Origin of the sequence: Nonomuraea sp. NPDC003709, assembly GCF_040610775.1 — a bacterium.
Lineage (GTDB): Bacteria > Actinomycetota > Actinomycetes > Streptosporangiales > Streptosporangiaceae > Nonomuraea > Nonomuraea angiospora_A.
The window spans coordinates 111,143-137,242 of sequence record NZ_JBEXMW010000008.1; the positions used below are offsets into that span (position 1 = coordinate 111,143).

At 69.0% G+C, this 26,100-nt stretch carries 23 protein-coding genes; 14 read left to right on the forward strand and 9 right to left on the reverse strand.

Annotated elements, in window-relative coordinates:
• Window positions 1-677: 677 nt before the first annotated feature.
• On the forward strand, window positions 678-1,448 hold the full coding sequence (locus ABZX61_RS24895; protein WP_355198037.1) for a hypothetical protein: 771 nt from the start codon (window positions 678-680) through the stop codon (window positions 1,446-1,448).
• A 363-nt stretch (window positions 1,449-1,811) separates the two neighbouring features.
• On the opposite strand, the gene ABZX61_RS24900 is transcribed toward ABZX61_RS24895, so the two are convergent.
• Complete coding sequence (locus ABZX61_RS24900) at window positions 1,812-2,471, reverse strand: DUF1707 domain-containing protein (protein WP_355198039.1); 660 nt, start codon at window positions 2,469-2,471, stop codon at window positions 1,812-1,814.
• Between the two features lie 455 nt (window positions 2,472-2,926).
• Here ABZX61_RS24900 and ABZX61_RS24905 point away from each other — a divergent pair, with 455 nt between their 5' ends.
• Window positions 2,927-3,607 carry a hypothetical protein gene (locus tag ABZX61_RS24905; protein ID WP_355198041.1) on the forward strand — a complete coding sequence of 227 codons (681 nt, stop codon included), beginning with the start codon at window positions 2,927-2,929 and terminating at the stop codon, window positions 3,605-3,607.
• 251 nt (window positions 3,608-3,858) lie between these two features.
• A complete protein-coding gene (locus ABZX61_RS24910) occupies window positions 3,859-5,094 on the forward strand; it encodes a hypothetical protein (protein WP_355198043.1) in 1,236 nt (411 codons plus the stop codon).
• Between the two features lie 120 nt (window positions 5,095-5,214).
• Here the strand turns inward: ABZX61_RS24910 and ABZX61_RS24915 are convergent, their stop codons facing one another.
• Complete coding sequence (locus tag ABZX61_RS24915; protein WP_355198045.1) at window positions 5,215-6,084, reverse strand: CPBP family glutamic-type intramembrane protease; 870 nt, start codon at window positions 6,082-6,084, stop codon at window positions 5,215-5,217.
• A gap of 112 nt (window positions 6,085-6,196) precedes the next feature.
• Between ABZX61_RS24915 and ABZX61_RS24920 the strand changes: the two genes are divergently transcribed.
• The 3 genes from ABZX61_RS24920 (at window position 6,197) to ABZX61_RS24930 (ending at window position 9,339) form a co-directional block, all read left to right on the forward strand.
• Window positions 6,197-7,438 (forward strand): sensor histidine kinase, encoded by a 1,242-nt coding sequence (locus tag ABZX61_RS24920; RefSeq protein WP_355198047.1) that lies wholly within the window; start codon window positions 6,197-6,199, stop codon window positions 7,436-7,438.
• Entirely contained in the window at window positions 7,426-8,070 is a 645-nt protein-coding gene (locus ABZX61_RS24925) for a response regulator transcription factor (protein WP_355198049.1), read from the forward strand. The genes ABZX61_RS24920 and ABZX61_RS24925 overlap by 13 nt, the downstream gene beginning before the upstream one ends.
• Before the next feature lie 285 nt (window positions 8,071-8,355).
• The gene (locus ABZX61_RS24930) at window positions 8,356-9,339 is read left to right on the forward strand and encodes a hypothetical protein (protein WP_355198050.1); all 984 of its coding nucleotides are present in this window, start codon (window positions 8,356-8,358) and stop codon (window positions 9,337-9,339) included.
• Between the two features lie 150 nt (window positions 9,340-9,489).
• On the opposite strand, the gene ABZX61_RS24935 is transcribed toward ABZX61_RS24930, so the two are convergent.
• Complete coding sequence (locus ABZX61_RS24935; RefSeq protein WP_355198052.1) at window positions 9,490-10,245, reverse strand: hypothetical protein; 756 nt, start codon at window positions 10,243-10,245, stop codon at window positions 9,490-9,492.
• Between the two features lie 684 nt (window positions 10,246-10,929).
• Window positions 10,930-11,301, reverse strand: a complete 372-nt coding sequence (locus ABZX61_RS24940; RefSeq protein ID WP_355198054.1) for a hypothetical protein — start codon at window positions 11,299-11,301, stop codon at window positions 10,930-10,932.
• A gap of 66 nt (window positions 11,302-11,367) precedes the next feature.
• Between ABZX61_RS24940 and ABZX61_RS24945 the strand changes: the two genes are divergently transcribed.
• Window positions 11,368-12,111, forward strand: coding sequence for a Sir2 family NAD-dependent protein deacetylase (locus ABZX61_RS24945; protein ID WP_355198056.1), 744 nt, complete (start codon window positions 11,368-11,370; stop codon window positions 12,109-12,111).
• A gap of 97 nt (window positions 12,112-12,208) precedes the next feature.
• On the opposite strand, the gene ABZX61_RS24950 is transcribed toward ABZX61_RS24945, so the two are convergent.
• Both ABZX61_RS24950 and ABZX61_RS24955 read right to left on the reverse strand, forming a co-directional pair.
• Window positions 12,209-13,594, reverse strand: coding sequence for an SPFH domain-containing protein (locus ABZX61_RS24950; protein ID WP_350726922.1), 1,386 nt, complete (start codon window positions 13,592-13,594; stop codon window positions 12,209-12,211).
• A gap of 143 nt (window positions 13,595-13,737) precedes the next feature.
• Window positions 13,738-14,961, reverse strand: coding sequence for an oxygenase MpaB family protein (locus tag ABZX61_RS24955; protein WP_355198058.1), 1,224 nt, complete (start codon window positions 14,959-14,961; stop codon window positions 13,738-13,740).
• Between the two features lie 181 nt (window positions 14,962-15,142).
• Here ABZX61_RS24955 and ABZX61_RS24960 point away from each other — a divergent pair, with 181 nt between their 5' ends.
• Both ABZX61_RS24960 and ABZX61_RS24965 read left to right on the forward strand, forming a co-directional pair.
• Complete coding sequence (locus tag ABZX61_RS24960; RefSeq protein ID WP_355198574.1) at window positions 15,143-15,790, forward strand: TetR/AcrR family transcriptional regulator; 648 nt, start codon at window positions 15,143-15,145, stop codon at window positions 15,788-15,790.
• A gap of 187 nt (window positions 15,791-15,977) precedes the next feature.
• Complete coding sequence (locus ABZX61_RS24965; RefSeq protein WP_355198060.1) at window positions 15,978-16,823, forward strand: SMP-30/gluconolactonase/LRE family protein; 846 nt, start codon at window positions 15,978-15,980, stop codon at window positions 16,821-16,823.
• Between the two features lie 213 nt (window positions 16,824-17,036).
• Here ABZX61_RS24965 and ABZX61_RS24970 read toward each other — a convergent pair whose 3' ends face one another.
• Together ABZX61_RS24970 and ABZX61_RS24975 are read right to left on the reverse strand one after the other, a co-directional pair.
• Window positions 17,037-17,549 carry an NUDIX domain-containing protein gene (locus tag ABZX61_RS24970; RefSeq protein WP_355198062.1) on the reverse strand — a complete coding sequence of 171 codons (513 nt, stop codon included), beginning with the start codon at window positions 17,547-17,549 and terminating at the stop codon, window positions 17,037-17,039.
• A 70-nt stretch (window positions 17,550-17,619) separates the two neighbouring features.
• Window positions 17,620-18,636, reverse strand: a complete 1,017-nt coding sequence (locus ABZX61_RS24975; RefSeq protein ID WP_355198064.1) for a serine/threonine protein phosphatase — start codon at window positions 18,634-18,636, stop codon at window positions 17,620-17,622.
• Between the two features lie 203 nt (window positions 18,637-18,839).
• On the opposite strand from ABZX61_RS24975, the gene ABZX61_RS24980 reads away from it, so the two are divergent.
• Together ABZX61_RS24980 and ABZX61_RS24985 are read left to right on the forward strand one after the other, a co-directional pair.
• Complete coding sequence (locus ABZX61_RS24980; RefSeq protein ID WP_355198066.1) at window positions 18,840-19,871, forward strand: NADP-dependent oxidoreductase; 1,032 nt, start codon at window positions 18,840-18,842, stop codon at window positions 19,869-19,871.
• A 48-nt stretch (window positions 19,872-19,919) separates the two neighbouring features.
• Window positions 19,920-20,312 carry a MerR family transcriptional regulator gene (locus ABZX61_RS24985; protein WP_350726928.1) on the forward strand — a complete coding sequence of 131 codons (393 nt, stop codon included), beginning with the start codon at window positions 19,920-19,922 and terminating at the stop codon, window positions 20,310-20,312.
• Between the two features lie 211 nt (window positions 20,313-20,523).
• On the opposite strand, the gene ABZX61_RS24990 is transcribed toward ABZX61_RS24985, so the two are convergent.
• A complete protein-coding gene (locus tag ABZX61_RS24990; protein WP_355198068.1) occupies window positions 20,524-23,478 on the reverse strand; it encodes a BTAD domain-containing putative transcriptional regulator in 2,955 nt (984 codons plus the stop codon).
• A 133-nt stretch (window positions 23,479-23,611) separates the two neighbouring features.
• Between ABZX61_RS24990 and ABZX61_RS24995 the strand changes: the two genes are divergently transcribed.
• The 3 genes from ABZX61_RS24995 to ABZX61_RS25005 are packed head-to-tail and all read left to right on the forward strand — an operon-like array spanning window position 23,612 to window position 26,089.
• Window positions 23,612-24,064: a carboxymuconolactone decarboxylase family protein gene (locus ABZX61_RS24995; RefSeq protein ID WP_350726930.1), complete on the forward strand. Its 453-nt coding sequence runs from the start codon at window positions 23,612-23,614 to the stop codon at window positions 24,062-24,064.
• Window positions 24,058-24,762, forward strand: a complete 705-nt coding sequence (locus tag ABZX61_RS25000; protein WP_355198070.1) for an SDR family oxidoreductase — start codon at window positions 24,058-24,060, stop codon at window positions 24,760-24,762. The genes ABZX61_RS24995 and ABZX61_RS25000 overlap by 7 nt, the downstream gene beginning before the upstream one ends.
• Before the next feature lie 31 nt (window positions 24,763-24,793).
• Window positions 24,794-26,089 carry an FAD-dependent oxidoreductase gene (locus tag ABZX61_RS25005; protein ID WP_355198072.1) on the forward strand — a complete coding sequence of 432 codons (1,296 nt, stop codon included), beginning with the start codon at window positions 24,794-24,796 and terminating at the stop codon, window positions 26,087-26,089.
• The last annotated feature ends 11 nt before the right edge of the window (window positions 26,090-26,100 follow it).

Below are 26,100 nucleotides of genomic sequence, written 5' to 3' on the forward strand. Positions count from 1 at the left end.
GGCCACCCCGCCCCCTACGCCAGCCCGAAAAAGTCTCCTCATGCACCATGAAGTGGTTTGCGATGGTGACACGGTGCGAGGTCCATCGGTGCTGCGTGACGACAGGTTCGCGCCCGCCTTGATCGTCGGTTCCATCGACTCACCCGACATGGTGATGGTGAATGTGCCGACAACTCCGCAACCAGCAGTGAATGCCAGTAAGAGGAAGAGGGATAAAGCGGTTGTAGGTACGCAAATCACCGGGGCATTGTCCCGAACGGTGAGCCCGCGAGGGCTATGCCACGGCCACGCCTGCCGAACCGCATGGTGACTGGCTCACTGACCGCGAAAACCCACAGCAACCTGGCCGTGGCCAATTTGCGGTTTTCGCATTCAACGCCTGATATCTGGGGCACGGCTCGGCAGATCCGCGCGGCACGACAGCGAACAGGTCGGCTGCGACGGCGGCCTCGTGGTGCCCGGCCGCAGGTACCGGGGCGCAGGGTGACGGCGGTGATCAAGCCGGTCACGAATTCAACGGCTGGGCGGGCTGCTCGTGACCGTGCAGGAGCCTGCCACCGACAGGATCGACCAGCCTGTATCTGGTGCTGACTGCGATCTGCCGATGAAGGGCTCCGCGTTCACCAGGTCGTGATCAAGAAACGGCAGAATCTGCGATCTCCATGGAAAGGAATCTCATGAATCGGATGATCGTGGGGGCCGTCGTGTCCGCCATGACCATGCTCATAGCCGCTACTCCCGCCCAGGCCGCCGCGGCGGACCCGGTCAAGACGTTGCAGGGCAAGCTGAAGGCGGGCAAGGGGGTGAAGTTCACCGACGTCACGTCCTTACTGCAGGACTCGGAGAAGATCACGTTCCTTCGGCGGTCCGGGAAGTGGCAGTTCGGCAAGAAAGGCATCGCCGCGTCCGACATCACCACCGACTACAACAAGCACACCGGCGGCATCTTCGACCACATGTACTCCCTGAGCGGCGGGCGTACGATCTGGGTCGACGGCAAGAGCTGGACCACGCACCCGATGTACGGCGAGGTGCCCGATGGCAAGAAGTACCTCGTGGACCCCCTGCGCATGACAGGCAGCTACATCGGCACCTTTTCCCAGCTCGTGAACCCGGCCGAGCCCGCCACGCTGAAGGTCCTGCTCAAGGGCAAGAAGCAGGGCCGTACGTACTCCGGCAAACTCACCTACGCGGCACTGGCGAAGGCGTCACCCTGGTTCCGCGCGTCATCGCCGCTCAGCGAGGGCGACAAGACCGTGGTGGAGTACAGGCTCACGCTCGGCCCTGACAATCTCCCTCGCAAGCTCCTCACCTCGCACCTGGCCTCCACCCACGTCGCCGACGGCGTCGAGGTAGGGGACGGGCGCTTCAGCACCGAGACCAGCTACTCGGGATGGGGCTCGAAGGTCAGCGTCTCCGCGCCACCGAAAAGCCAAGTCGCCGGCTGAGCCCGGAACCGGCTTCGCTACTTCCGGGCATTCACTAAAGGCCGCTTACCAGTACGAATCCCGGAGAACGTCCGCCACAACGACCACGCCGGGACGTCGCGCCTGCTCCGCCTGGCGTCCACGCGTGTGGACCGGTCACACCGAGCTCAGCCGGCTCGGCGTGGCCCGGTTCGCTGCGCGACCGCGACGAGTTCACCCTGAAGCTCCGTCATTCCTACAGCAACGGTCGGCCGCCGCTGCGACCGTCTGGGTGGGCGGCCCTCGGCCGGACGGCACTGCGTGGGGGCTGGTTGGCGGGGTGGTGCTCGGCAGCGATGCGGGCTGAGGCCTCCTCACCCAAGCGCATGTACCGGCCCATACCGGTCAGGCCCTGGTGGGGACTCTTGGCTTGCGGACCGGGACCAGTGCCGGCGCCGCGTGGGTCGCTCGCGCCCGCGAGACCGCCATCGATGCCCCTCCCGCGGCCGGCTCCTTGGAGGAGGTGCCCAACCGCGGCAGGAGCCAGGGCCGGTGTCCTTCCAAGGGCGGCGTCAGCCCGGGCCGCCGCCGAAATTCATCGTCAAGGGCAACCAGCCCACCCCGCTGATCTGGCTCAAGGCCATCCTCAACCGTCACCAGCGCCACCGCCAGAAGCGGCGTTGACGGCGGATGAGCAGCCGCCCGGCCACCTGCCTGCCGCGTACCTACGAAATGGAGTCCTTGTCCGGCGCCGCCGGCGGCGGCGTCGCGGACCCGGACCGGGCTGGCGCCCGGCTCGACCTCATCGACGTCCACGGTCGCGCCGGGCGGCACCACGAGCGTCGTCCAGCCGAAGGAGACGTCGAGGTCCGCCTCCACGACCCGATGCGGATACGGATCGGCCTCCCCGTGAGTACGGGCCGCCAGGACTGCGCTCAGGCGCTGCTCGAACTCCTCCGGCGTGAGCCGCCCCTCGCCGACGGCCGCCCCGGGCAGCGACCTGATCGCGCTCGTCGTCCGACAGTCGCGACTCGCGGGCTCGTGGCACCAACCCCTCGTCCACATCACCACTCTTGGCAGCCACCGCGCCCTTTGGAGTCTCGGCGGCTCGCCTCTGGGGCACAAGGTGTCCGGAAGGGGGCGGTACGACGTGTACGGATCCCGGCTTGATGCGCCGTCTTTCACGGGCCATGGTCGCGGGGCGGACCGCTGCAATAGGGAGCGGCCAGTGCTGCGTCCCGGATCGACTCCAGGGCGTCTCGCCAGCCGACAAGGCCTTCTGCTCGAAAGCTTGTGCTTCGGCCGTGCTGCGCCGACTTGTCGCCGACGACGTTTCGGTAACCGAGGATGCCCGCACGCTCAAGATCGATCGCTCCACCGCCTACGAGGCGCTGGCTCGACGCTGAACAGTGGCTCACGTGGATCGTCACGGCGGGTAAGCCTAGGCCCGCTTTGCGACGGACTCAGGCATGATGGCGGAGGGCTTGCCATGCGCTGTCCCCGGATCGCACTCTGTAGCAATGACGTCGCCCTCTGAAGACGAGCCTCCGGCCGACAATCCGTCCAGCGGCCAGCCCGGCGCTTCTGCCGAGAAAGCGCAGGATGCGTCCGCGACTGATGACGACACCAAACTCGGCCTCTGGCTTGTGGGCGGCCTCATCGCATGGGTGGTGGTGGGCACGCCGTTCGTCATCGGCCTGGTCGGGTCGCTGGCAGGCGTTGACATGGAGGCACCGGCGGGGCAGGCGCTGCTCGACAGGTTCTACTGGTGGGTCGCGCTCGGCGTGCCAGGAGCGATCGCCGTGGTCGGCGGTTCCTTCTGGGGGGTGACCACGCTGCTGACCCGTCGCCGGGAACGGGTGGCGCGGCGGGAACTTATCCTGACCGAGCGCGTCAAAAGGCTGCAGGACATGGTCAAAGAGGCGCAGGTGGTCTCGCGTGAACTCGAGCGCTACCTGCAGGAGCGGCTGGTCGCGCTTCAGCAGCTCAGCGCGCAGGTGGACAGTACCGAACGGCTGGCGGCGCTGACGCCCGAACAGGTCAAGGCGCTCGACGACGTCTTGCGACGCCAGTTCACCGGACAGAACCGCAAGGGGTTCGTCACTCAAATCGTCTTCTTCCTCTTGGGCATCCTGGTCGCATTCGTCGTCAATTGGCTGTCCAACCCGATGCTCGCCCTCGTGCGAAACTGGCTGTCCTGATAGCTGGTGCAGGCGTTGCGCCGCGAGCCGACCAGGTATGCGGGTGGGTTCCGCGCTGTTCGGGCTGCAGATCACCGATGCGTACGGCGCGTTGCCGCGCGGCCGCGACATGTCTTGAAGGCCGGTCCACGTGCTTTGCGTACCTGAAAAGATCATCTCGCTCTGACCTGCGAGAAGGGACCTCGAACCCGAGGAGGAGCAGCTGAGCCGGGCTGCCCACTTGTGCGCTGGAGACCTCTACAATGCCGCGGGTGGATCGTGACCGCATTCTCCTGACCCATCCAGGTACCTCGAAGCCGAAGTACCTGGAACTCCGGGTCGACGGGGCTGAGCTGCACCGGAATTGGTGGGCCGGCACTGGGAAGCCTCAGGGGCGCACGAAGTCGTTCGATCACGGAGACGCGGCGCGCGAGGCTCTGGAGAAGGTCGTCGCCGAGAAGATGCGTGACGGGTACGCCCTGCTCCGCGACGTCGCGGCAAGCGACCCGGGCGACGTCGTCGTACAGTGCGCGACACAGGCGAAGAACGGCGTCGTGGCGATCGCTCTGCACCCGGACGGCCACACCGTCGCGGTCGCCCGCGGCATCCCCGACCGGATCGGGGCGGCCGGCTCCGATGTGCAGACAGTCGACTTACGGACCGGCGCGCGCCAGGTGGTGTACACCGATGCGTACCAGTACTCACTGATCCATACCGTGATGTTCGAACCGGACGGATCGCACCTGACGTTCACCGTCCGCGACACGATCTCCATGGCGGAGGTGAGCTACACGGTGGCGCTCGCCACCGGTCATGTCCAACGCCTGCCCTACACCCGGCCAGGGTGGGATGCCGCCCGCCGGCGGATGCTGGTGGTCGACAACGATCACGCGCTGCGAGTGCTGGGCCCGGACGGCGATTCGTGCCTCGATCTTCCGGCAAGCAAGCGCTTCCAGACCACCGCCGCGCTGTCGCCGTCGGGCCGGCTCCTCGGCCTCGCCCACGACCCGGACAACCGCGATACGGAGCACGACCTCGAGATCTGGGATGTCGATGCAGGTCAGCGAGTGCTCGCCGCCCCGTTCCCCTTCCCGGCGGGATTCCAGGGGATCAGTCACCGGTTCGACAAGCTGGCGTTCGATGGGGCCGAGCAGATCCTTGTCGCGAGCGGCGCGACGTCAGGATGCTTTGGCGTCTCGGTGGAATCCGGTGCCTTGTGCTGGGCGATCGAGGACGAGTGGGAGGGGTGCGAGCGGTTGGGTGACTTCGCGCTGTCACCCAACGGCACCCTGCTCGCCGGCGTTCTCCACCGCGGCCCGGTCGTCGTTTATGACGTTGCGAGCGGACAGCCGCTGGAGCCGCACTTCGCCGTACCCGGCGAGCGGTCAGGCTGGTACCAGGAGGTTGGTTTCTCCGCCGACGGCCGACTTCTGGCGGTCAGCGACTACCCCGGCCGCACCACGGTGTTCCGGTTCGACGGCGTGGAGTTCACCAAGCCCGGCGGCTGACCGCCGGCACCCGGGCGACTGCGGTCGTAACCGCATCCGTTGACTGTGCGGTTGTCGTTTTTGGCGAGCGGGATCGCGTTCTGGCACGACCGCTGAGCGGACAACTCGGGAAACTGGCCTTTAGACCGCGAGCTTCCTGAACTGTCCCGTCACGACGAGTACGGCGAGCAGTATGGCCATGACGAGCCAGCCCGGCCAGCCGGAAAGCGATGCGTGGAAGGCGGCGTCGGCGACGTTGACGGGCCTTCCCAGGATCGCAGGAAACGCGGAGGCGATCAGGTTAGCCGCCGCGTGAGCGGCGACCGCCGGCCAGATGCTCCCGGCGGCGAGGCGCAGCCAGCCCAGCAGTGCGCCGAGCAGCACCGACGCGGTGGTGAAGGCAAGCACGGCCAGGCCGCCCGGCAGGCCGGGATAGTGGTACCCCTGCAAGGTGAACGGGGTGTGGAACACTCCCCAGATCACCCCGCTGATCAGCAGGCCACGCCAGAGCCCGAGCGGGAGCAGCTTGGGCAGCAGGTAGCTCCACCCGAACTCCTCACCGAACGTCAGGACCATCCCGAGCGGAAAGATCAGGAGCTGGGAGGCCAGCATGCTCGCCAGACCCCCGAGGGGCAGGGGATCGTGGAAGGCGAAGCCGCCGGCGGCGGAGCTGATGCCCAGGGCGGCGAGTGCCAGGAGCGGCGGGAGGAGCAGGCCGACTGCGCTGTAGCCGGCCACCCTGGGCAGCGACCGCGATGGCAGGACGCCCGTCTGCTTCAGCAGGTCGCGTGGGCGGCGCAGCTCTCCTGTCAGCGTCGCCGTGACGAGTACTCCCAACGTCGGCGTGTACATCGCGATCATGAGGATGGGCGCGGCCGCGTCCCCGTGGAGGTCGCCGCCGTTGAACCAGGCAGCGGCGCCGGCGGCCCAGATGCCGCTGAAGGTGACGGCGAGGAACGCCGCGATCCTGGACCATGGCACGGCGGGGCGGTGGAGGGTTTTCGTGGTCATGACCACGGACGGTAGGTCTCACCCCGATCCGCTGACGATGGGGCAGGCGGCCCGGCCGGTATTACAGTCCGCTGTAGTGCGTCCCCCGGTTGCGGTGGTCAGACTGGATGCCGTGCGTGAACGATGGCGGAAGATGTGGCGGGGTAGCCGATACCTCCTGCTCGGGTTGCCGACCGCGATGGCCACGATGATGGTGCCGCCGCTTCTGGCGGCCGCGGTGCTGTCGACCGGGCTGGGCGGCGTCGGGCTCGTACTGTTTCCACGGGCGATGGCCGGGCTGCGGCGGTGGGCGGAGTGGCACCGCCGTCGCGCCGCCGCGCTTTTGGGGAGGCAGGTGTCTGCCCGGCCTATGACGCTGGGCGAGGGGATTCGCGTGCGGTGGCGTCAGGTGCTCGACGACCCGGAGACCAGGCGTGATGTCTGCTGGGTGTTCAGGCACATTGTGACGGGTGTTCCGGCGGGGCTGGCGGCGTTGTTCTGTGTCGGCACGGTGGTGTTCACCGTGTTCGCGGCTCCTCTCTGGTGGTTGTTCCCACCGGATCTACCGCTGCGGCTGCTGGGCGTCTTCCCGGTGACCGGGTGGGGCAGCGCGTTGGCCCTGGGACTCGCCCAGGTCGGAGGCTTCGCAGCCCTGGCGTACTGGGCGGTGCCCAGGCTCGCGGGCTTCCACGCGAGCAGGTGCCTGGCTGCGCTGGAGCCCTCGGCGGAGGACCAACTCGCCCGGCGGGTCGGCGAACTGGCCGAAAGCCGCGCGGGAGTGCTGGATGCCCATGGCGCGGAGCTGCGCCGTATCGAGCGGGACCTGCACGACGGCACGCAGGCCCGGTTGGTCGCCATCGCCATGCGGCTGGGGGTGGCCAGGGAGTCGCTTCCCGACGACACCGGCGACCTGGCCGACCTGCTACGGGAGGCCCACGAAGGAGCGGAGGAGGCCATGACGGAGTTGCGCGACGTGATCCGTACCATGTATCCGCCGATCCTCGCCGACCGAGGACTCCTCGGTGCGCTGGCGGCGCTCACCGCGCGCTCAGGCGTGCACGCCGAGACCGACCTCGACGATCTCGGCCACTTGCCCGCGGCGGTTGAGGCCGCCGCCTACTTCGTCGTGGCGGAGTCGCTCACCAACGCCGCCAAGCACAGCGGCGCCACCCAGGTGCGGGTGCGGATCACCCGGGAGGGCGGCAGGCTGCTGGTCGAGGTCACCGACAACGGCATCGGCGGCGTCGACGAGGACCGGGGCACCGGCATCACGGGCATCCGTCGCCGGGTCGCCGCGCTCGACGGCACCATGATCGTCACCAGCCCGCCAGGCGGCCCGACCGCCATAGCAGTGGGGTTGCCGTGCGAGTCGTGATCGCCGAGGACAACGTCCTGCTCTCCGCGGGTCTCGAACTCCTCCTGGGCACCAAGAGCATCGAGGTAGCCGCCATCGTCACCGACCATCCCGGCCTGGTCGAAGCGGTGGACCGGCACCGGCCGGACGCGCTGATCGTCGACGTCCGGCTCCCTCCGTCCTTCCGCGACGAGGGCATCAGGGCCGCGCTGGAGATCCGGCGCGCGCATCCCGGCCTGCCGGTGCTCGTGTTGTCGCAGTACGTCGAGAAGGTCTACGCGCGAGAGCTGCTCTCCGACGGCCACGGGGGTGTCGGCTACCTCCTCAAGGACCGGGTGAGCCGGGTCAGCGAGTTCGTCGACGGCCTGCGCCGGGTGGCCGAAGGCGGCACCGTCATGGATCCCGAGGTCATCGCCCAGCTGCTGGCCGGAGGCGGCACGAGCGCCATCGACGCGCTCACCAAGCGGGAACGCGAGGTGCTCACCCTGATGGCCCAGGGCCTCGGCAACAACGACATCGGCAAGCGGCTTTTCATCACCGACAACGCCGTTCACAAGCACATCGGCAACATCTTCACCAAGCTAGGCCTCCCACCCGCCGAAGGAGGCCACCGCCGAGTGCTCGCCGTACTCGCCTACCTGGACAGCACCTGAAACCGCCCACCACGAGCCGGGCGCGCGGCCGGGTCGCCGACCGCGGCTTTCCGCGAGCAGGCCGCCCTCGCCGAGGAGCTTCCGCAAGCGGATCACGACCGGAGCACGGCCGCCCCACGCCAGTCGTCCCGCCGCCGCGGCAGAGAACCGGGTGCCCGTATCCGGCCCGATCATCGCTTTCCGGCAGCCCCGGTTTGCGGCAGCATGAGATGAATCGTCGAGGCCGCTGGAGGGCATTTGGTCATTTTCGCCTGCGCAGGATGCGATGCCGTACTGACCGCGCGGGTGTCGCGGGTCGAGCTGCCCGATCACGCACGCCAGTCGTGGGGCGCTCGCAAGCTCCCTTCGCTGCTGGAGCCGGGAACGTACGCGGTGGACCCCAAGCCGTCCTTTCCGCCGTACCGGTTGTGGGACGAGGTCGGCGCGGAGGAGGCGGAGGCCCGCGGCGTTTACGCGCCCGTGTATTCGCTGCCGTACGGCCCCTCGGGACGGATCGGGGTTGCGCCGGGCGATCTGCGTGGAACCGTCCACATCTTGCGGCGGGATGACAACGCCTGTTGTGGCCTGAGCGGCAGCGCCGGCCCCAACCTGGCGTGCGCGGAGTGCGGGCGGGCGGTGGCCACCCTCGTCGACGACTGCTACCGCTGGTACGTGGCGTGGCTGGATCCGGACGCCGTGCGCCCCGTCAGCGTGTCGGGCCCCGCCTGCCGGGTGATCGGCTGGGAGTCGCTGCTGGAGGAGTATCCCGGCATACCACCCGTTGCGGAGCCCGGATGGTGGAGCCTCGAGTGGCGTGCGGCGGTCGCGGTGTCGCTGGCCCACCTGCTGGCGGCCTCGGGCGGGAAGCCGGTGGTCGTGCCCGATGGGCTTGCCGGGCAGGTGTTCGGCGGGGCGCTCGACAGGATGCTTCCGGCGGGCCCGCCGGAACGGCGTCTCGTCCTGGCCGGGCCGGGGCTGGCCGCCGCGTCCGGGGACGTTCTCCTGGTGCCGCGGCATCCGCAGACCGGCCGGGTATGGCCGTCCGGCGCGGAGGCGGTGGTGCCGCTGGCCGCCGAGGTGTGGACGTACCTGGCCTTCCATGACGACCGGCGGCTTCTTCCCGCGGCGAACCGGATACCCGCCGACGTACGCCGAGACGATCCGCCGCCGCTGTTGCCGTACGACCGTTTCAGTCCCGACTGGCAGGTGTTCCGCGACACGCTTGTGCGACTGCCGGCGGTTCGCCGGTCGTGGTTACGCGCGATCTATGACCGGGCGGCGGCCCTCTGAATCGAGCACCCGCTCTCCTGGCCCATCTCGGCGACGAAGAAAAGTCGCAGCAGGAGGCGAACATACCGCCGAGTGGCAGGCGATCCCATGGCGGAGCCTTACGCAGCGGGCGCGACCGGGCCGGTCATCCGGCCCGGTCGCGGAGGCAGATCAGCCGGGCGGCACGACTCCGTTCTTGGAGACGGGGACGGCCAGTTGCGCGGCGCCGGTGAGCCTGAGCTCCTCGGGGGGCAGGCTCCCCAGCACCGGGTTCAGGTGTCTCAGGGTCAGCGGCACCGGGGAGATGGCCGGGCTGCTGATGTCGAACTTCTCCAGGTCGATCCAGCGTACGACGTTGAGCACGTCCGCCGGGATATCGTCACGGGCCTTCTGCACCGGGACGCAGAGCTGGCGGGCGGCGGTGACCTGGACGGTCTGGGTGGGGATCTGGTTGACCAGCACGGGGTTGAGCTGGGTGAGGGTCAGGGGCAGGTTCATGGACGGGTTCGGCTGGTGCGCGTAACACAGCAGGTCGATGTGCGAGATGACCCGCAGGATGTCCGGGGCGGGGACCACGCCGTTCTTGGCGACCGGCACGCACAGATGCTGGGGTACGTTCAGCGTGACACTGATGCCCGGTACGTTCTGCAGGACCGGGTTCAGGTGGCGCAGCCCCAGATTCTGGTTGATCGAGGGCCCGGTCACCCGGTAGCACGACAGGTCGACGAACCTGACGTAGTCGAGGACATTCGGCGGTGGGATGACGTTGTTCTTGGCCACCGGGACGCAGAGCTGCTCGCGCTGGCCCAGCGTGACCTGCACGGTCGGCAGGTTACCGAGCACGGGGTTGAGGTGGCGCAGCACCAATGTGGTGGCCGGCGGCTGGTACGTGGTGGTCTTGAAGCACTCCAGGTCGAGGTTCGACACGAATTCCTTCGGCGTCGGCAGGGCCAGGGCCGCTGCGGGCGGCGCGACGAGGAAGGCGGCGGCGAATATCGCGAGGCCAGCGGATAAGAGACGTCTTATTGCGATTCTGCTGCGGGGATTTGGTGCGCCCTTTTTGTTCATGTACCCTCCAGGGCCGGATTGTTTGCTTTGACTGTGCGCTTGTGAATCCGGCTTGACAAGGCTCGTGTCCGCAATGTGCCACAGGTTTGTAAGCATGCATATCCGGCAATTTAGAGCGACCTAAAATTTCAGCTGTCCACTTCCCTCAATCCTCATTCCGCCTGCCATTGTTTACTGCTCGGACATGGCAGCCGCGGCCCGGCTGAACCCGACCGCCGCCGGGGGCCGTCGGCTGTCACGATGCGCCCGGAGATCCACCCGAGCGCCATGGTGGCCGGAGTCAGGGCCACACAGGCACGGTGCGGTACGCGTGACCGGCCGCAGCCGAGCAAGACGAGCGGCCCAGAGAGGCGAACACACCGATCAGACGTCCGGCGATTCGGGCCTGACCGGCTCGGGTCAGCCCGACACGATCGAAGCAGCCGCGTCCACCAGGCGCCGCGCGGGCCGGGCACGCCGGGCTACCGCTGCCGGATCGGCAGGATCTCGATCGGAGGCGTTGTACGGGCTGCTCGCCGATGGGCTGGTCTTCATCGACCACAATCAGCAGCCTTCGCCCGCCAGTTGAAGCGGCGGCCCGTGGGAGCAATTAGGCGCGCCAATCCATGTCGGTGTCATCGCCCAGTTTCCAGGGGAGGCGACTCCGACAATCAGATCCACTGTATGAAGCGAGTTTGTGAGGACGCATTTTTCGAAGTCGATGCCACTCGCGGTTGCTGCCATCACCAGGTCATTCTGATCTATCACGGTCAGCCCTCCTTCGAGGTTGTTCGCGACGGTGAGGTCGCTGAGGGTCGGGTTGTTGATGGTGATGGTGGCGCACGGGTGGACCGTACGGAAACCGGATTCCTGCGTGCCGGAGGTCTGGGATGCCTGAAGGGTAAAAGTAGTGTCGGCTCCAGCCGGACGCGCCACGACAAGGTCACCTGACGCTATGGAAATGCGGTGGTATGAGACATTGCCAAGGCCGACAATGATCGTATGCCTGACGCTGCCATCGCTGAGCGCAAACCTCGGCTTGCGGTCCTCACGGGAGCCGGAATCTCCGCCCCCTCGGGGCTGCCCGTGTACCGAGGCGGCAACGGTATGTGGGACCGCAACCCTGACATCGCGAAGCTCACGACCGCCTCCCGCTGGCACGGCAAGGCCCAGCAGGCATGGGAGCACTGGAACGAACTACGCCACGCCGCATCCATCGCCCGACCAAACCCGGCGCATGAGGCGTTGGTCGCCGCCGAAGCCCACTTCGACGTGCACATCGCCACCCAGAACATAGACGGGCTCCACACCCGGGCCGGATCCGCGAACGTCACCGAACTCCACGGCAACGCATTCGCCACCCGCTGCTCCCGGAAGGCATGCCACGCTCGCAACGGCGCCTGGTTCGACGACGACATCCACGAAACCGTGCCCACCTGCCCGCACTGCGGGCGCATCGCGCGCCTCGACGTCGTCCTGTTCGGAGAGCAACTCTCCGCCAAGAAGATGCGTGCCTCGATCGAGGCTTCCCGCCACGCCGACGTGTGGATCGCCATCGGCACTTCCGGCACGGTGTTCCCTGCGGCCGGGCTCATCGAGTTCTGCCGACCCGGCACGGTCCGGGTGCTCGTCAACGCCCAGCCATGGAGCGACAGCGCTTCGACGTTCGAGAAGGAAGTGCTCGGCGACGCCGCCGCCGTTCTCGGTGATGTGCTCCGCGAACTGCACGTCGCAGCCCTGCGGTGACTGGCTGGTCGGCGTGCGCCCGTTCCCGGCGCCGAGCCGGTGCGGCGGTCGGCGGACCGGGGCCCGCCACCACAGCGAACAGCGGGGACCTCGCCGATCAGGGAGCCGGGGTGTCCCGGTCGATCGCGGAACGCAGCACTCCGACCATGGCGGCGAGCTCGGCCAGCAGGCCCGACACGGTGGTCCGGTCGCTGCCGTTGATCGACACCATGCGCAGCTCCTCCGGCTTGGGGAGTTGCGCCATGATCTCGGGCAGCAAGCCGATCAGCTTGGCCTGAAGGCTGGCCGGGGACTGCTGGTTGTCGATGTCGGCCCGCATCCGCAGCCGCTCCACGTCCAGCAGCGCCCGCTCGTGGTCGGCCAGCGCCCGGGAACGCGCCAGCTCCAGCTCGCCGGCGAGCTCCAGGCTCTTGAGCTCCTGTTCCCGCTCGATCCGGAGCCTGCCGGTCTCGGCCTCCTCGGTGTGCCGTTCGCGCTCCATCCGCAGCGCGTGCAGGGTCGTATGGGTCTCCAACTCCGCCACCGCCCTGGAGTCGTCGTGCCGGCGCTGGGTGCGCCGCAGCTGCTCGGCCACCTCGGTGTCGAACTGCCACGCCTCGTTACGGGCCCGCAGCCCGGCGAGCTCCCGCTCGTTCTCCAGGCGCTGGGTCTCCTTGAGGCGTTCGGCCGCCATCTCGCGCTGGGTGATCGCCTCTTCGGACTGCAGCTCGGCCAGGCGGGCGAGCTGCCCCTGCTCGGCCCGGTAGGGCTTCTGTAAGTTCTCCCAGAGCCGCGACGAGCTGACCACGGCCTCCTTGATCTGGACGGTGACGATGCGCAGGCCGAGCCCCTGGTCGCTGTCGTCCTCGCCCTCGGCCACCGCGCGCAGGCGGGCGGTCAGCTCCTCGATGATGGGCTGCTTGTCGCTGAGCACGTCGCGCACGCCCATGGTCGCGACCTTGTCCTTGATGGCCGCCTCCGCCTGCTCCCGTAGCTGGAGGTTGACCAGCCGCATCGGGTCCTGCGGATCGCTGAAGTCCAGTTTGCGGTACGCGACGGGGAAGGTCTGGATGATCCACTGCACGTACCCCTGCACCAGCACACCCTGGAGCTCGCGGCAGACGCAGTAGGCGTTGATCAGGATGGTCTGGGTGGCCCCCGGCACGACCAGGAAAGAGTCGGTGGACGGGTTGAAGCGGAACGACACGCCCAGGCCGACGTGCAGGGGCTTCTCGCGGCCACGCCGGGTGTGCACCACGAAGGCGTTGGGCGGGACGAGCACGTTCTTCCAGCGCCAGAACCCGGTGATGCGTACGTCCACCGGGCCCGGGGCCGCCGTGTCGGGCGCCGCCCCGCCGATGGCCCGCTCGCGCTTGGCCAGCGGCCCCGCCGGCGGCGCCGGCTCGCCGGGGGCGGCGCGGCGTGCCCTGAGGTCGTCCTCGAGCACCGCCTGCTGCGCGACGACCCGTTCCAGATAGGCGTTGCCCTTGTCAGCGGTGCTCATCGTCCCCTCCGCCCACCTCACGACTGCCGCCGAGTCTTGCCTACGCCGCCGAACCACCGCAACCCGCGATCCGCTCGCGATGCCCTACGCCGTTGCGGGCGGTGTGAGACCCGAGGGCCGCGCGGACGCGGCGACGGCCGTGATCAGCTGGGCCGGTTGCCCGTCGGAATCACGATCTTGGTCTGTGCCCCCTTGGTGAGGTAGTACGTGGTCCACTTCTTGACCGCCTCGTCGAGGAGCCAGGCGGCGGCGGGCACCAGCGGCAGCCCGATCAGACCCTCCCGGAACTGCACCAGCAGCGGCCAGGCGGTCTTGACCACCGGGTCCCACAGCGGCTCGCGTCGGATGCCGTTCCAGTCGGCCACCTGGTTGCCGGTGAGGTACCTGGAGAACGCGTTGACGAGAGGCTTGTCGACGCCGCCGGGGCTGGTCAGCTCCGCGAGCATGTCCCGCAGGATGGCGTTGAGTTCCACCCCCTCGGTGGTCGGCCCCATGTTCCTGGGCAGGACCAGGTCCGACTGGGTGTAGGAGGTGTCCCAGGTGGCGGGGAGGAACTCGTCCCTGATACCGAGCATGTGCCCCAGCATCTGCACCGAGTGCAGGTACCCCGCGGCCTCGGTGGAGGAGATGCGCACCTTCCACTCCCGCATCCCGCGCATGGAGTACGTCGCCAGGGTGTGCCACGTGACGAGCATGTCCTCCTGGCTGATCGGGATAGGGCCGGACCAGTGGGGAGACGACTTCAGCAGGTGCCGCACCGCCGCGTGCACCAGCCGGGTCTTCACGGCCTCGACCACGGCCGTGCCGCCGGCACCCCAGGCGTTCTGGGGTCTGACCGCGTACGCCAGGATGTTCGTCTTGGCGATCCGGTCCTTCAGATCCGCACCACCCGCGGAGTAATAGACGGCGCGTGCCTCCTTGGGGATGGCGGTGGCCAGCATCCCGGCGCCGACGATGGTGAGGACGACGATGTAGTTCCCCTTGAGCGCGTGGAACCGCGCCCCGGCATCCAGCAGGGCGGGGTCGGCCCACGACGGCAGCTGACGCGCCTGCTCGATGAAGGCTCGCAGATCCTCCGGCAGTCCCGCGGGCAGGGGCTGGTCGTTGCGGTTCCAGTCGTACAGCAGCCGGTTGACCTCGGGTATGACGCCGCGGTCGAACAGTGAGGCGAGGAGCGGATCGGCCACGTCGTCCCACACCCATCGGGGGTCGGCGCCGCTGCCGGAGCCCGCGATCGAACCACTGGCCGGCCAGGTCCAGTCGCCGACCAGGGAGTCCGCCTGGGCCGGGGAGATCATCCCTAACGCGCCGAGCGCTCCCATGGCGGTGCCCGAGATCAGCACCTTGCGCCTGCTCAACTCTGCCATGCTCTGCACTCCTTCGAGGTGGGGGGTTCCGCTCCGGGCATGCGAGAAATGGATGATACTGAGAAACAAATCATGAGTCTGTGTATCATCATCAGAGCACAGTGTGACGAGCATCACAAGACCCGCGTTTGAGGCAGAATCCCTACAGGAGGTGATCGTGGAATCGGTGCTGTCCGGATTCATGGCGCTGTCGGACTCGGATTCGTTGCTCCAGCGCGCCTATGTCGATGCCGTCGAGCGCGTCGACGACAGCGACGAGCTACGGACGCGCATCCTTGACGCGGCGTACGAGCAGTTCTGCCGGATGGGCATCAGGCGCTCCACCATGGAGGACGTCGCCCGGCTGGCGAAGGTGTCGCGGATCACGGTCTACCGGCGGTTCGACACAAAGGACACGCTGATCGAACACGTGGTGCGCCGGGAGTTCCGCCGCTATTTCGACCAGTTCCTCATCGACATCGAACAAGCCGGCACCGCTGCCGACAGGGTGGTGCTGGGCTTCGTGAGCTCATTGCGGGCAATTCGCGGCAACCCGCTGATCGGCGGACTCATCGCCACGGAACCGGACCTGCTCGTCCCCTCCATGACGGCTGACGGGGGCCAGACCCTCGCCACCGTGCGGCATTTCGTCGCCGGCCAGCTCCGCAGCGAGCAACGCGCGGGTAACGTGCCGAGCGGCCTCGACGTCGACCTCGTGGCCGAGATGATGGTGCGGATCTCCACCTCTTTCCTGACGATCCCCAGCGCCGTCATCAACCTGGATGACGACGAGCAACTGGCCGCGGTGGCCCGGCGGTTCCTCGTGCCCATGCTGGAGCCATCAGCCTGAGCTTCAGTCCCGCGCCGGCTTCGACGCGACGGCGGGTCCGACGCGGCTGAACGGCCCGCCCGTCGGGCATCTGCCGGAAACATTCGCAGGGTTGAGGCCGTCGTGTCGATCGGGCAGGGGGTCGTTCGTGTAAAGGGCAGGAAAGCCGGGCTGCGGTCGGTGTAGCCGGGCGAAGTGAGGAGGCGTCATGTCCGAGCCGAAGGTTCTGCTGACGGGCCTGGGGATTCCCGAGTCGCCGCGGTGGCACGAGGGCCGGCTGTGGTTCTGCAACTGGATCGACAGGGAAGTCGTGGCCGTCGACCTTGACGGCAAGTCAGAGGTCGCCTCCGTACGGGGCCCGGTGCCGATGGGGTACTCCATCGACTGGCTGCCTGACGGCAGGCTGCTGATGACCGGGGACAAGTTGCGCCGTCAGGAGCCGGACGGGTCGACGGTCACCGTCGCCGAACAGGGTGGCAACGAGATCGTCGTGGACGGGCGCGGCAACATCTACATCAACGGGGCGGACTTCGACTTCGCCGGTGGCGGCGCGCCCAAGCCCGGCTACATCAAGCTCGTCACGCCGGACGGCGAACTGCGCCAGGTCGCCGACGACATCCAGTTTCCCAACGGCATGGTCATCACGCCCGACGGCCGGACGCTGATCGTTTCCGAGTCATTCGCCGGACGGCTCACCGCGTTCGACATCGATGCGGACGGAGGGCTGTCCAACCGGCGGATCTTCGCCGACGGCGTCGCCCCGGACGGCATCTGCCTGGACGCCGAAGGCGCGGTATGGGTCTCCACCGGCGGGTCCTCGATCGCCCGCGTCGCCGAGGGCGGCCACATCCTCGAGCGCATCGAACTGCCGGAGGAACGGGCACCGTTCGCGTTGATGCTCGGCGGTCCGGACCGGCGTACGTTGTTCGTCCTGACCGCCGAGTGGCGCCAGTCCGATGGCGTCACGGACAACCTCCAGCGGCTGACCACCGGATCTCGTACCGGACAGATCCTGACCTTCTCCGTTCCTGTGCCTGGTGCCGGCAGGCCCTGATCAAGATCACGGCACGGCCCGAAGCAGCCGGTCTTCGGATTGTGGTGGGCCATAACGCCCGCGTTGGCACGCTCTAAGTCGAAGGACACTGACGGCGCAGTACCGCGCTGGGTCCGGACGGGAGGCAGCTGCTGTCTCGCCGGACTCCGGTCCTCGCTCAAGGTGCTCTCCCGGCGTCACACGCGACACCGTCTGCGGTTCCCGCCTTACCGATCATCCCAGCAGGTGCCACGGCAGGACGATCGGCGAGGCCGGGAGGTCCCCGACCGCGAGCCGCGCCACCAGCGGGCCGAGATCCCGGGGCACGACCTCCTCTCCATCCGGGGGCGGCCCGAGCAACTCGGCCTGGGTCCACCAGTGGAAGCGGTCGGTCACCGCCCGCTCCTCCTCGTCCATACCGGAGGTATCCACGTCCAGCCCATTCACCCGCAGCACAAAGTAGAAGTCGCGGGAGAAGAAGCGCCGCCTGCCCTCGGACCACGGGCCCTCGCTCGTCGCCACCACCGGGCCGAGTGCTTCCGAGGCCACGACATACCCGAGTTCCTCTCGCAGTTCCCTGGCGGCGGCCTGCTGCGCGCTCTCGCCAGGATCCACGCCTCCTCCCGGCGTGAACCAGGCATAGCGCAGACCCTCTACCTGCAGAAACCTGCCCCGGTAGAGCAGGATCCGGCCGGCAGGGTCGATCAGCAGAACCCGGGCTGACGCCCGAGAGATCACTTCGCTCATCGCGTCATCTCCACACGGATGTTCAGGATGGTGATATGAGGGAGAGAGAAGACCCCGGTCAGGGTGGGGATCAGCGCATTGCGCTCATGGCGCGTTCGATCTTCTCGCTCGGGTACGGCGTTGTCCTGCGGGTGCCGTACAGGTCCCAGTAGAAGTCGTTCATGGCCGCCGCCACGGGTGCGTACCGGCGGATCACTGCGGCTACAGCCGGCGGGGCACCAGCGGGGTCCGCGCCGTCCGCGCACGCGCGGATGTATTCGTTACGTTCTGCCGGTATGCCGTTCTGCGGCACCTTCACCCCGCAGATATTGGTGACGAGCCAGTTGACCAGCCGCATCAGCGCGTAACCGATGTCGTGGGTACGGTTGCGCTCCAGGAACTCGATCTCCTGCGCGGACAGGTCGAACCGAGGGGAGGTCGCCAGTCCGAGGTCGGCGATGTACAGGCGTTCACCGTCGGTGAGGATGTTGCCGAAGTGGCCGTCGAAGTGCATCAACTCCTGGCCGTTCATGAAGGCCACGTCGGTGCGCAGGCACGACTCGACCATGGCGCTTGCCGCGATCGCGGCGTCCTGGCCGGCGGTGAGCTGAGTGGCGAGCCAGTTGTCGAGGTTGTAGGGGATGAACTCCTGGAACAGCACGATGCCGGCCGAGGCCCGGGCAACGGCGTGGAGACGATCCCGTACCGCCGGCGATCCTTCCCAGTACCGCACGACCGCCTCGACGTCGGCGTGCTCGTCGATGGGTGGCGGCGCACCCGGCAGCACCCGCCAGTGATACAGCAGCGGAAAGGCCGCACTGCGCCCGGCCAGGACCCAGTTGGTCGTCATGATGCCGGCCGTGAGTTCACGCCACGCACCGAAGCTCGGCCCACCGATCCCGTACTGGCAGAACGGAGGCAGCCCGAACAGGTTCGCGGTGGACATCACGTTGCCCGCGCGGCGCTCCAGGTCGGTCAGCGGGATTCGCTTGGCGAAGACCGGCACGCCGTCGATGTCCAGCAGCACCGAGGTGCCGCCGATTCCCGTTCCCAGAGTCTGCGCCTGCTCCAGCGCCTCGCCGAGCTGCCGGTCACTGTGCAACGCCAACGCGCTCGCGACCCCGCTGTATCTCCTGACACGCTCACCGTGAGACATGTCCAGCCGTGTGTCTTGCAGGTCCAATGGCAGGCACCCTTCGTGATCAACTTCGCGTGTCAGACGCTATACCCGTCGGGATGGGCCTTTCCGGATTCATTCCGCAGGCGGACGGGTTGACCTTCACGTATGGGTCAACCCCTACCGTCGTCGGCATGGACACACCTTCGAAAAGCACGACATTCTCCCGCACCGGACTGGAGGTCCGGCTTGTCGCACGCCCGGAGGGCCTGCCCGATCCCGGCGACTTCGAGATCGCCGAGGTCGCTGTCCCTGATCCCGCAGTGGGTCAGGTACTGGTCCGCAATCTGTTCATGTCGCTCGAGCCCGGCATGCTCATGTTGATCGCGGGGATCTCTGGTCTGCCGATGCCCCGCTATGAGATCGGTGAGGTGATGTACGGAGCCGCCATCGGTGAGGTGGTGGCCTCTGCCGACCCGTCACTTGGCGCAGGCGACCTGGTGATGCATCGGTTCGGCTGGCGCGAGTACGCCGTGGGGCAGGCCGGGCTGTTCCGTCGCGTTGACCGCACCGCCTACTCGACGCCTTCTCCCTACCTTGGCTCCGGGCTGGTCGCGTATGTCGGGCTCATGGATGCCGCGGAGCTACGGCCCGGCGACACCGTCTTCGTCTCCAGCGCGGCTGGAGCGACCGGAAGCATGGCCGGTCAGATCGCCCGGCTCAAGGGGGCGTCCCGGGTGATCGGCAGCGCCGGATCAATCGAGAAGGTCGCCCATCTGACCGGCAAACTCGGGTTCGATGCGGCCTTCGACTATCACGACGGCCCGATCGTGGACAGGCTGCGCGAGGCCGCCCCCGAAGGCATCGACGTCTACTTCGACAACGTGGGCGGCGAACAGTTGCATGCCGCGATCGAGGTCATGAACCCGCATGGCCGCATCGCGCTGTGCGGAGCCCTCAACCGGCAGGGCAAGAGCCGTCCTGGCGACGGGCCGGGCGACCTGCTCAGCGTGATCGGCAAGCGCCTCACCCTGCGCGGCTTCACCACGAGCGATCATCTCGACCGTGCTCCGGAGTTCGACACGCAGTTCCGTACCTGGCTGAGCGAAGGCGCGATCGTCTACGACGAGATGTTGATCGACGGGCTCGCGAACGCGCCGCAGGCCCTCCTCGATCTCGTGAAGGGCGCATACACCGGGAAGACGGTGGTCCGGCTCGGGACTTGACCTTGACGTGAACGTGAAGCCGTGCGGGTGGACTCGGAGGTGCCTGTGATGCTCATCGGTGAACTGGCCGCGGAGGCCGGAACCACGACCCGTGCCCTGCGCTACTACGAGGAGCAGGGCCTGCTGGAGTGCGGCCGTACGACCGCGGGACATCGCGTGTACGAGCCCGGTGCGACCCTCCGCGTCCGCAACATTCGTGAGCTGCTGGCCTGCGGGTTCACCGTCGAAGATGTGAAGTCGTTCCTGGACCATCTCGACGCTGAGCTGCCCGAGGTGTTCTGCCATGCGCCACCGTGCGCCGCCAGTAACGCCGTAGCCGCGCAGCGGGTGGCTGAGCTGGAGAAGCGCATCGCCACTCTCACCCGGCTGCGCGACAGCCTTGTCCACCGCATGCCCTGGCCGGCGGCACCTGGCGACACCGCAGATGGGCGGGTCACCTGATGACGAGGTGCCGCGGACTTTCCGGCAGGGCGAGCACACCATCCAACGCGCCGCGCACCACGCCCGCGACGCGCGGCGGACCAGGCCCACCGCGGCCGCCGTCAGCGAGTCCCCCGTGGCGGTGGGGCCGCTGGTCAGTGGGACGAGTGGATCGTCATCGCGATCATCGGTTCTGTGTTGGGGGATGGGAGCTTTGCCGTCGAGGTGCCGATCACCTGTGGTCGGAGGGTTCCGATGTGGGGAGGAGCCGGGCGAGGGCCTGGCGGGCGCGCTTTTCCTCGCCTGGGTTGTTCAGCTCCACGGCCAGGTCGAGGGCGGCAGTGTGCAGGCGTACGGCCTGGCCGGGGTCGCCCGTGGTCGCCGCGACCTCGGCCAGGTTGTTGAGTGCCTTGGCCTCGCCTCGCCGGTAGCCGAAGCGCCGATACAGCTCCAGCGCCTGCTCGTGATGGTCACGGGCCTCGGCGTGGCGGCCCAGCCGGGTGCAGGCCACGCCGAGATTGTCCAGGGCGTCGGCCTCACCGCCTCGGCTGTCGATCTCCCGGGACAGCGCCAGCGCCTGGCGGTGCAGGTCGGCCGCGCGTGCGTACTGGCCCAGCCGCTCGTGGACGATGCCGAGGTAGTCCAGCGTCACGGCCTCGCCGAACCGGTCGCCGATCTCGCGGAACAGCTCGAGGGCGCGCAGGTTCGCCTCCCTGGCCCGCTCGTGCTCGCCTTCGTCCGTACTCACCTGGCCTATGCCGACCAGCGCCCGAGCCTGACCTCGCAGATCCTCTGATGTACGGCAGGCGGCCAGGGCTCGGTCGAAGTGGTCACGGGCGACGTCATGGCTGCCCTGCACCTGGTGCACCCAGCCGAGATCGGTCAGTGCCCGCCCTTCACCGGTCGGATCCTCGCGGCGGCGGGCGGCCTGCAGCGCCTTGCCGTACAGAGCGAGCGCATCGTCGTGGTGGGCGTGGTCGTAGAGGTAGCGGTACAGCGTGGTGGCCAGCAGACCGGTGTGCGTCAGGTCGCGATCGGCGGCCAGGACGAGGTTGGCCCGTTCGGCGTCCAGCCAGGCCAGTGCCTGCGGCGCGTCCTGGAGGGGGACCGGCGGCGGCGCGGTTCGCTCGATGCGCGGTCGCCGGTGGGCGCTGTCGGGGTAGAGCACGTCCATGGCGGCCGACGCCGTGGACAGCTGGTGGCCGAGCAGCCGGGTCAGCGCCGTCTGCCCGACATGCGGCGGCTCCTGCTCGGCGGCGAGCTGCGCGGCGTAGTGGCGGAGCAGGTCGTGGAAGGTGTAGCGGCCGAAGGCGCGCTGCTGGAGCATGTGCGCATCCAGCAGGTCCTCCAGCAGGTCCTCGGTGCGTTCCACCGGGAGATCGGCGAGCGCGGCGGCCGCGTGGGGTTCGATGTCGCGGCCGGGATGCAGCCCGAGCAGGCGGAAGAGCCGCTGCTGGTCGGCGGTGAGCTGCCGGTACGACAGGGTGAACGCGGCCGCCACGCCGCGTTCCGACCTGGCCAGCTCGGTGAGCCTGCGGCGCTCGTCCCGCAGGCGTTCGGCAAGCTGGGCGACGCTCCAGCGAGGGCGGTGTCGCAGCCGGGTGGCGGCGATCCGTACGGCCAGCGGCAGGAACCCGCACAACAGCAGGACCTCCGCGACCGCCTCGGGTTCGGCGGCCGCGCGCTCGCCCACGATGCCGGTGAAGAGCGCGACGGAGTCGGGCAGGGGCAACACGTCCATGGACAGGGTTCGCGCGCCGTCCAGGTCGGTGAGCCGCTGGCGGCTGGTGATGAGCACCAGGCTGTTCGAGGCCCCGGGCAGCAGGGGGCGGATCTGGGCGGTGTCGTCGGCGTTGTCCAGGACCAGCAGCACGTGGCGGCCGGCCAGCTCGGCCCGCCACAGGGCGGCCCGTTCCGTCATGGACGCGGGGATGCGCTCGGTCGCCACACCGAGCTGCCGCAGCAGCGCCTCCAGTGCCTCGGCGGGCCCGAGCGGGCGCTGGCCCGCCGTGTGGGCGTGCAGGTCGATGAAGAGCTGACCGTCGGGGTAGCGGTCGGCGAGCCGGTGCGCGGCGTGGACGGCGAGCGCGGTCTTGCCGATGCCGGCCATGCCGTCGATGGCGGCGATCGTCACCGCTTGGGAGGCGCCCTCGCACAGCTCCACCAGCTGGACGGAACGGCCGGCGAAATCGGCGATGTCGTACGGAAGGAACGCCGCCACCGGCCTGGCCACCACGGGCCCGGCCACCACGGGCCCGGTCGCGGTGGCGGACGTGGCGGGCTCCGTGGGCCGGATGCCGGTAGCTGCGGCGGGCTCTGCGGGCCGGATGTCGGCGGACGCGGCGGGCTCTGTGAGCCGGAGGACGGTAGCCGTGGCGGGCTTCGCGGGCCGGATGGCGGCAGCCGTGGGTGGGTCACCGCGTAGGACGGTCTCCTCCACAGCCAGGAAGGCGCGGCTCGGATCAAGTCCCTGCTCCTCGGCCAGCCTGCGGCGGTAGTCACGGCCGACGGCGAGCGCGTCCGCCTGACGCCCGGCGCGGCACAGGGCCAGCATCAGCTGTCCGGCCAGCCGTTCCCGTAAGGGATGCGCGGCCAGCTCGGTGGCCAGCAGGTCGATGAGCTCCGCGTGCCTTCCGGCGGCGAGCTCCAGCTCCACCAGCCGCTCGATCGCGGCCAGCCGCTGGTCCTCCAGCCGGGCCCTGGCGCCCTCGGCGAAATAGGCCTGGACGTCGGCGAAGGCGGGCCCACGCCACAAGGCGAGCGCTTCCCGCAACGTCCGCACGGCCGCGCCCGGCCCGGCATCCGCCTCGGCCACGAGCTTGGCGTCGGTCTCGGCCACGAGCTCGGTATCCGCCTTCGCCACCAGCCTGGCGAACTCCCGCAGGTCGAGCTGCCCCGGCCCCGGAGTGATCACGTATCCCGCCGGCCGGGTCTGCACCAGGTGGACCGCGTCCGCGGCGCGCAGCGTACGCCGGATCGCGGTCAACGCGGCGTGCACCTGCGCACGGGCCGTGTCCGGCGGCGTCGGCCCCCACATCGCGTCGATCAGCCGCTCGACGCTCAGCACGACGCCGGCATGCAGCAGCAGGTAGCCCAGGAACGCGCGGTGACGCGGGGCCAGGGCGGGAAGCGATCGGTCACCGGCTGACACCTCGACCGGGCCGAGGATCGTCAGCCGCACATCCACCCGCGAATCATACATTTGCCCCTTTGGTAACAGAGGCCCCCATAGGCGATGCATCGACATCGCATCGCGATCGTATGGATCGCCCTCCCCATGCTGGTCACATCAGCCGATCACCACGCATGAGGAGGCTCCCATGCAGGCACGCATGAAGAACCCCGCCCTCGTCCTCCCCGGCGCCATGAAGGCGCTCCTGGACCTCGGCAAGGCCGCCGACCAGGCCGGGCTGCCCAAGGTCACCGTGGACCTGGTGCTGCTCAGGGCCAGCCAGATCAACGGCTGCAGCGTCTGCGTCGACATGCACGCCAAGGACCTGCGCAAGGCGGGCGAGAGCGACGAGAGGCTGTTCGCCGTGGCGGCGTGGCGCGAGGCGCCGTACTTCACCGACGCCGAGCGCGCCGCGCTGGCACTGGCCGAGCAGGTCACCCGGCTCGCCGATGGCGGCCAGGTCGGCGACGAGCTGTGGGACGAGGTCGCCGACCTCTACTCCGAGACCGAGCTCGCCGCGCTGATCATGACGATCTCCACCGTCAACCTGTGGAATCGCCTGAACGCCTCCACCCGGCAGATCGCCGGTGCGGCATGGTAACGGTCGCGCTCGTCACGGGCGCGAACAAGGGCATCGGCGCCGAGATCGCCCGCCAGCTCGCCGACGCGGGAGTCACCGCGATCATCGGCGCCCGTGACGAGGAGCGGGGGCGCGCCACGGCCGAACGGCTCGGCCTGCCGTACGTACGGCTCGACGTCACCGACGCGGCCTGCGTCCGAGCCGCGGCACAGTGGATCGAGCAGGAGTACGGCAAGCTCGACATCCTGGTCAACAACGCCGGGATCACCTTCGACGACGGACCGCCCAGCCAGGCCACCACCGCGCAGGCCCGCCAGGTCTACGAGACGAACGTGTTCGGCGTCATCGAGGTCACCAACGCGATGCTGCCGCTGCTGCGCCGCTCACCCGCGGGACGCATCGTGAACGTCTCCAGCGAACGCGGCTCGATCGGGCGCACCCTGGACCAGTCCCATCCGCTGTGGCCGATGCTCAACCTCGTCTACTGCTCCTCCAAGGCCGCCCTCAACATGATCACCGTGTCCTACGCCAAGGAGCTGTGGGACACCCCGATCAAGGTCAACGCGGTCGACCCGGGTTGGGTCAAGACCGACATCAACCACAACGAAGGCATCAAGACCCCTGAAGAGGGCGCCGCCCCGATCGTGGCCATGGCGCTGCTGGACGCCGACGGCCCCACCGCCGGCTTCGTCCAGCACGAAGGCCCTCTTCCCTGGTAACCCCAGGTGATCCCGTAAGGAGACGACAGCTATGGATCTACGTCATGCGGTCCGGGGGCGTGTGCTGCTTTCCGGCGAGGACGGGTTCGACGAAGCGGCCCGCCCGTGGGCGGTGGGCGTCCACCAGCCGGTGTCCGCCGTCGTTGAGGCCGAGGACGCGGCGGATGTGGCGGCGCTGGTGCGGTACGCCCGCGAAGCCGGGCTGACGGTCACCGCCCAGCCGTCGGGCCATGGCGCCTCGGGCGACGCGCAGGGCGTGATCCTGCTGCGCACCGGCCGCCTGGACCGGGTGGAGGTCGACGCGCGGGCGCGCATCGCCCGGGTCGGCGCCGGAGTGCGGTGGGGCCGGTTGCTGGCCGAGACCGGCAGGCACGGCCTCACCGGGCCGGCCGGCAGCAGCCCGGCCGTGACGGTCGCCGGGTTCGTCGCCGGTGGCGGCGTCTCGTGGTTCGGCCGCATGTACGGCTGGGCCGCCGACTCGGTGCGCGCCTTCGAGATCGTCGACGCCGACGGCGAGCAGGTACGGGTCACCGGCGACTCCGACGCCGACCTGTTCTGGGCGCTGCGCGGCGGCGGCGGCGACTACGCGCTGGTCACCTCGATCGAGCTGGCGCTGTACCCGGCGCCCAGCGTGTACGGCGGGCGCATCACCTGGCCGGCCGCCCGCGCCGGTGCGGTGTTCGACGCCTTCCGCCGGATCACCGCGGACGCGCCACGCGAGCTGTCGGTGTGGATCAACCGGATGGCGCCGCCGCCGCCCGCGCCGCCGCTGGTCACCGTGGACGTGACCTACCTCGGCGGCGACGCCGAGGCCAAGGCGCTGCTGACCGCCTTCGACGAGATCGGCGGCAGCCTCTCCGACAGCCGCGGCTCCATGGACATCGCCGACCTGGGCACGATCGCGGCCGAGCCGGTCGAGCCCAGCCCCATGCTGGCCCGGACCGAACTTCTGACCGACCTGCCCGTGCAGGCCCTCGCGGAGGCCGAACTCGCACCCTTGCTGAACCTGCAGGTCCGGCATCTCGGCGGGGCGCTGGCCGAGGCCGATCCCGCCGGTGGCGCGGGTGGCGCGCTGGCGGAGCCGTACATGCTCTACCTGCTCGGCCTGCGGCTGCCCCACCTGGCCGATGCGGTGCGGGCCAGGCAGGCGGCCCTGGTCGAGGCCATGGGCCAGGCGGTCAGCGGCCGCAAGCCGTACACCTTCCTCGCGCCGGCGGACGACGCCGCACAAGCCTTCCCCGCCGACACCCTGGCCCGGCTGCGCGAGATCAAGCGCCGGTGCGATCCCTACGGTGTCTTCCGCGCCAACTTCCCCGTCCTGGACTGAAAAGAGCACCA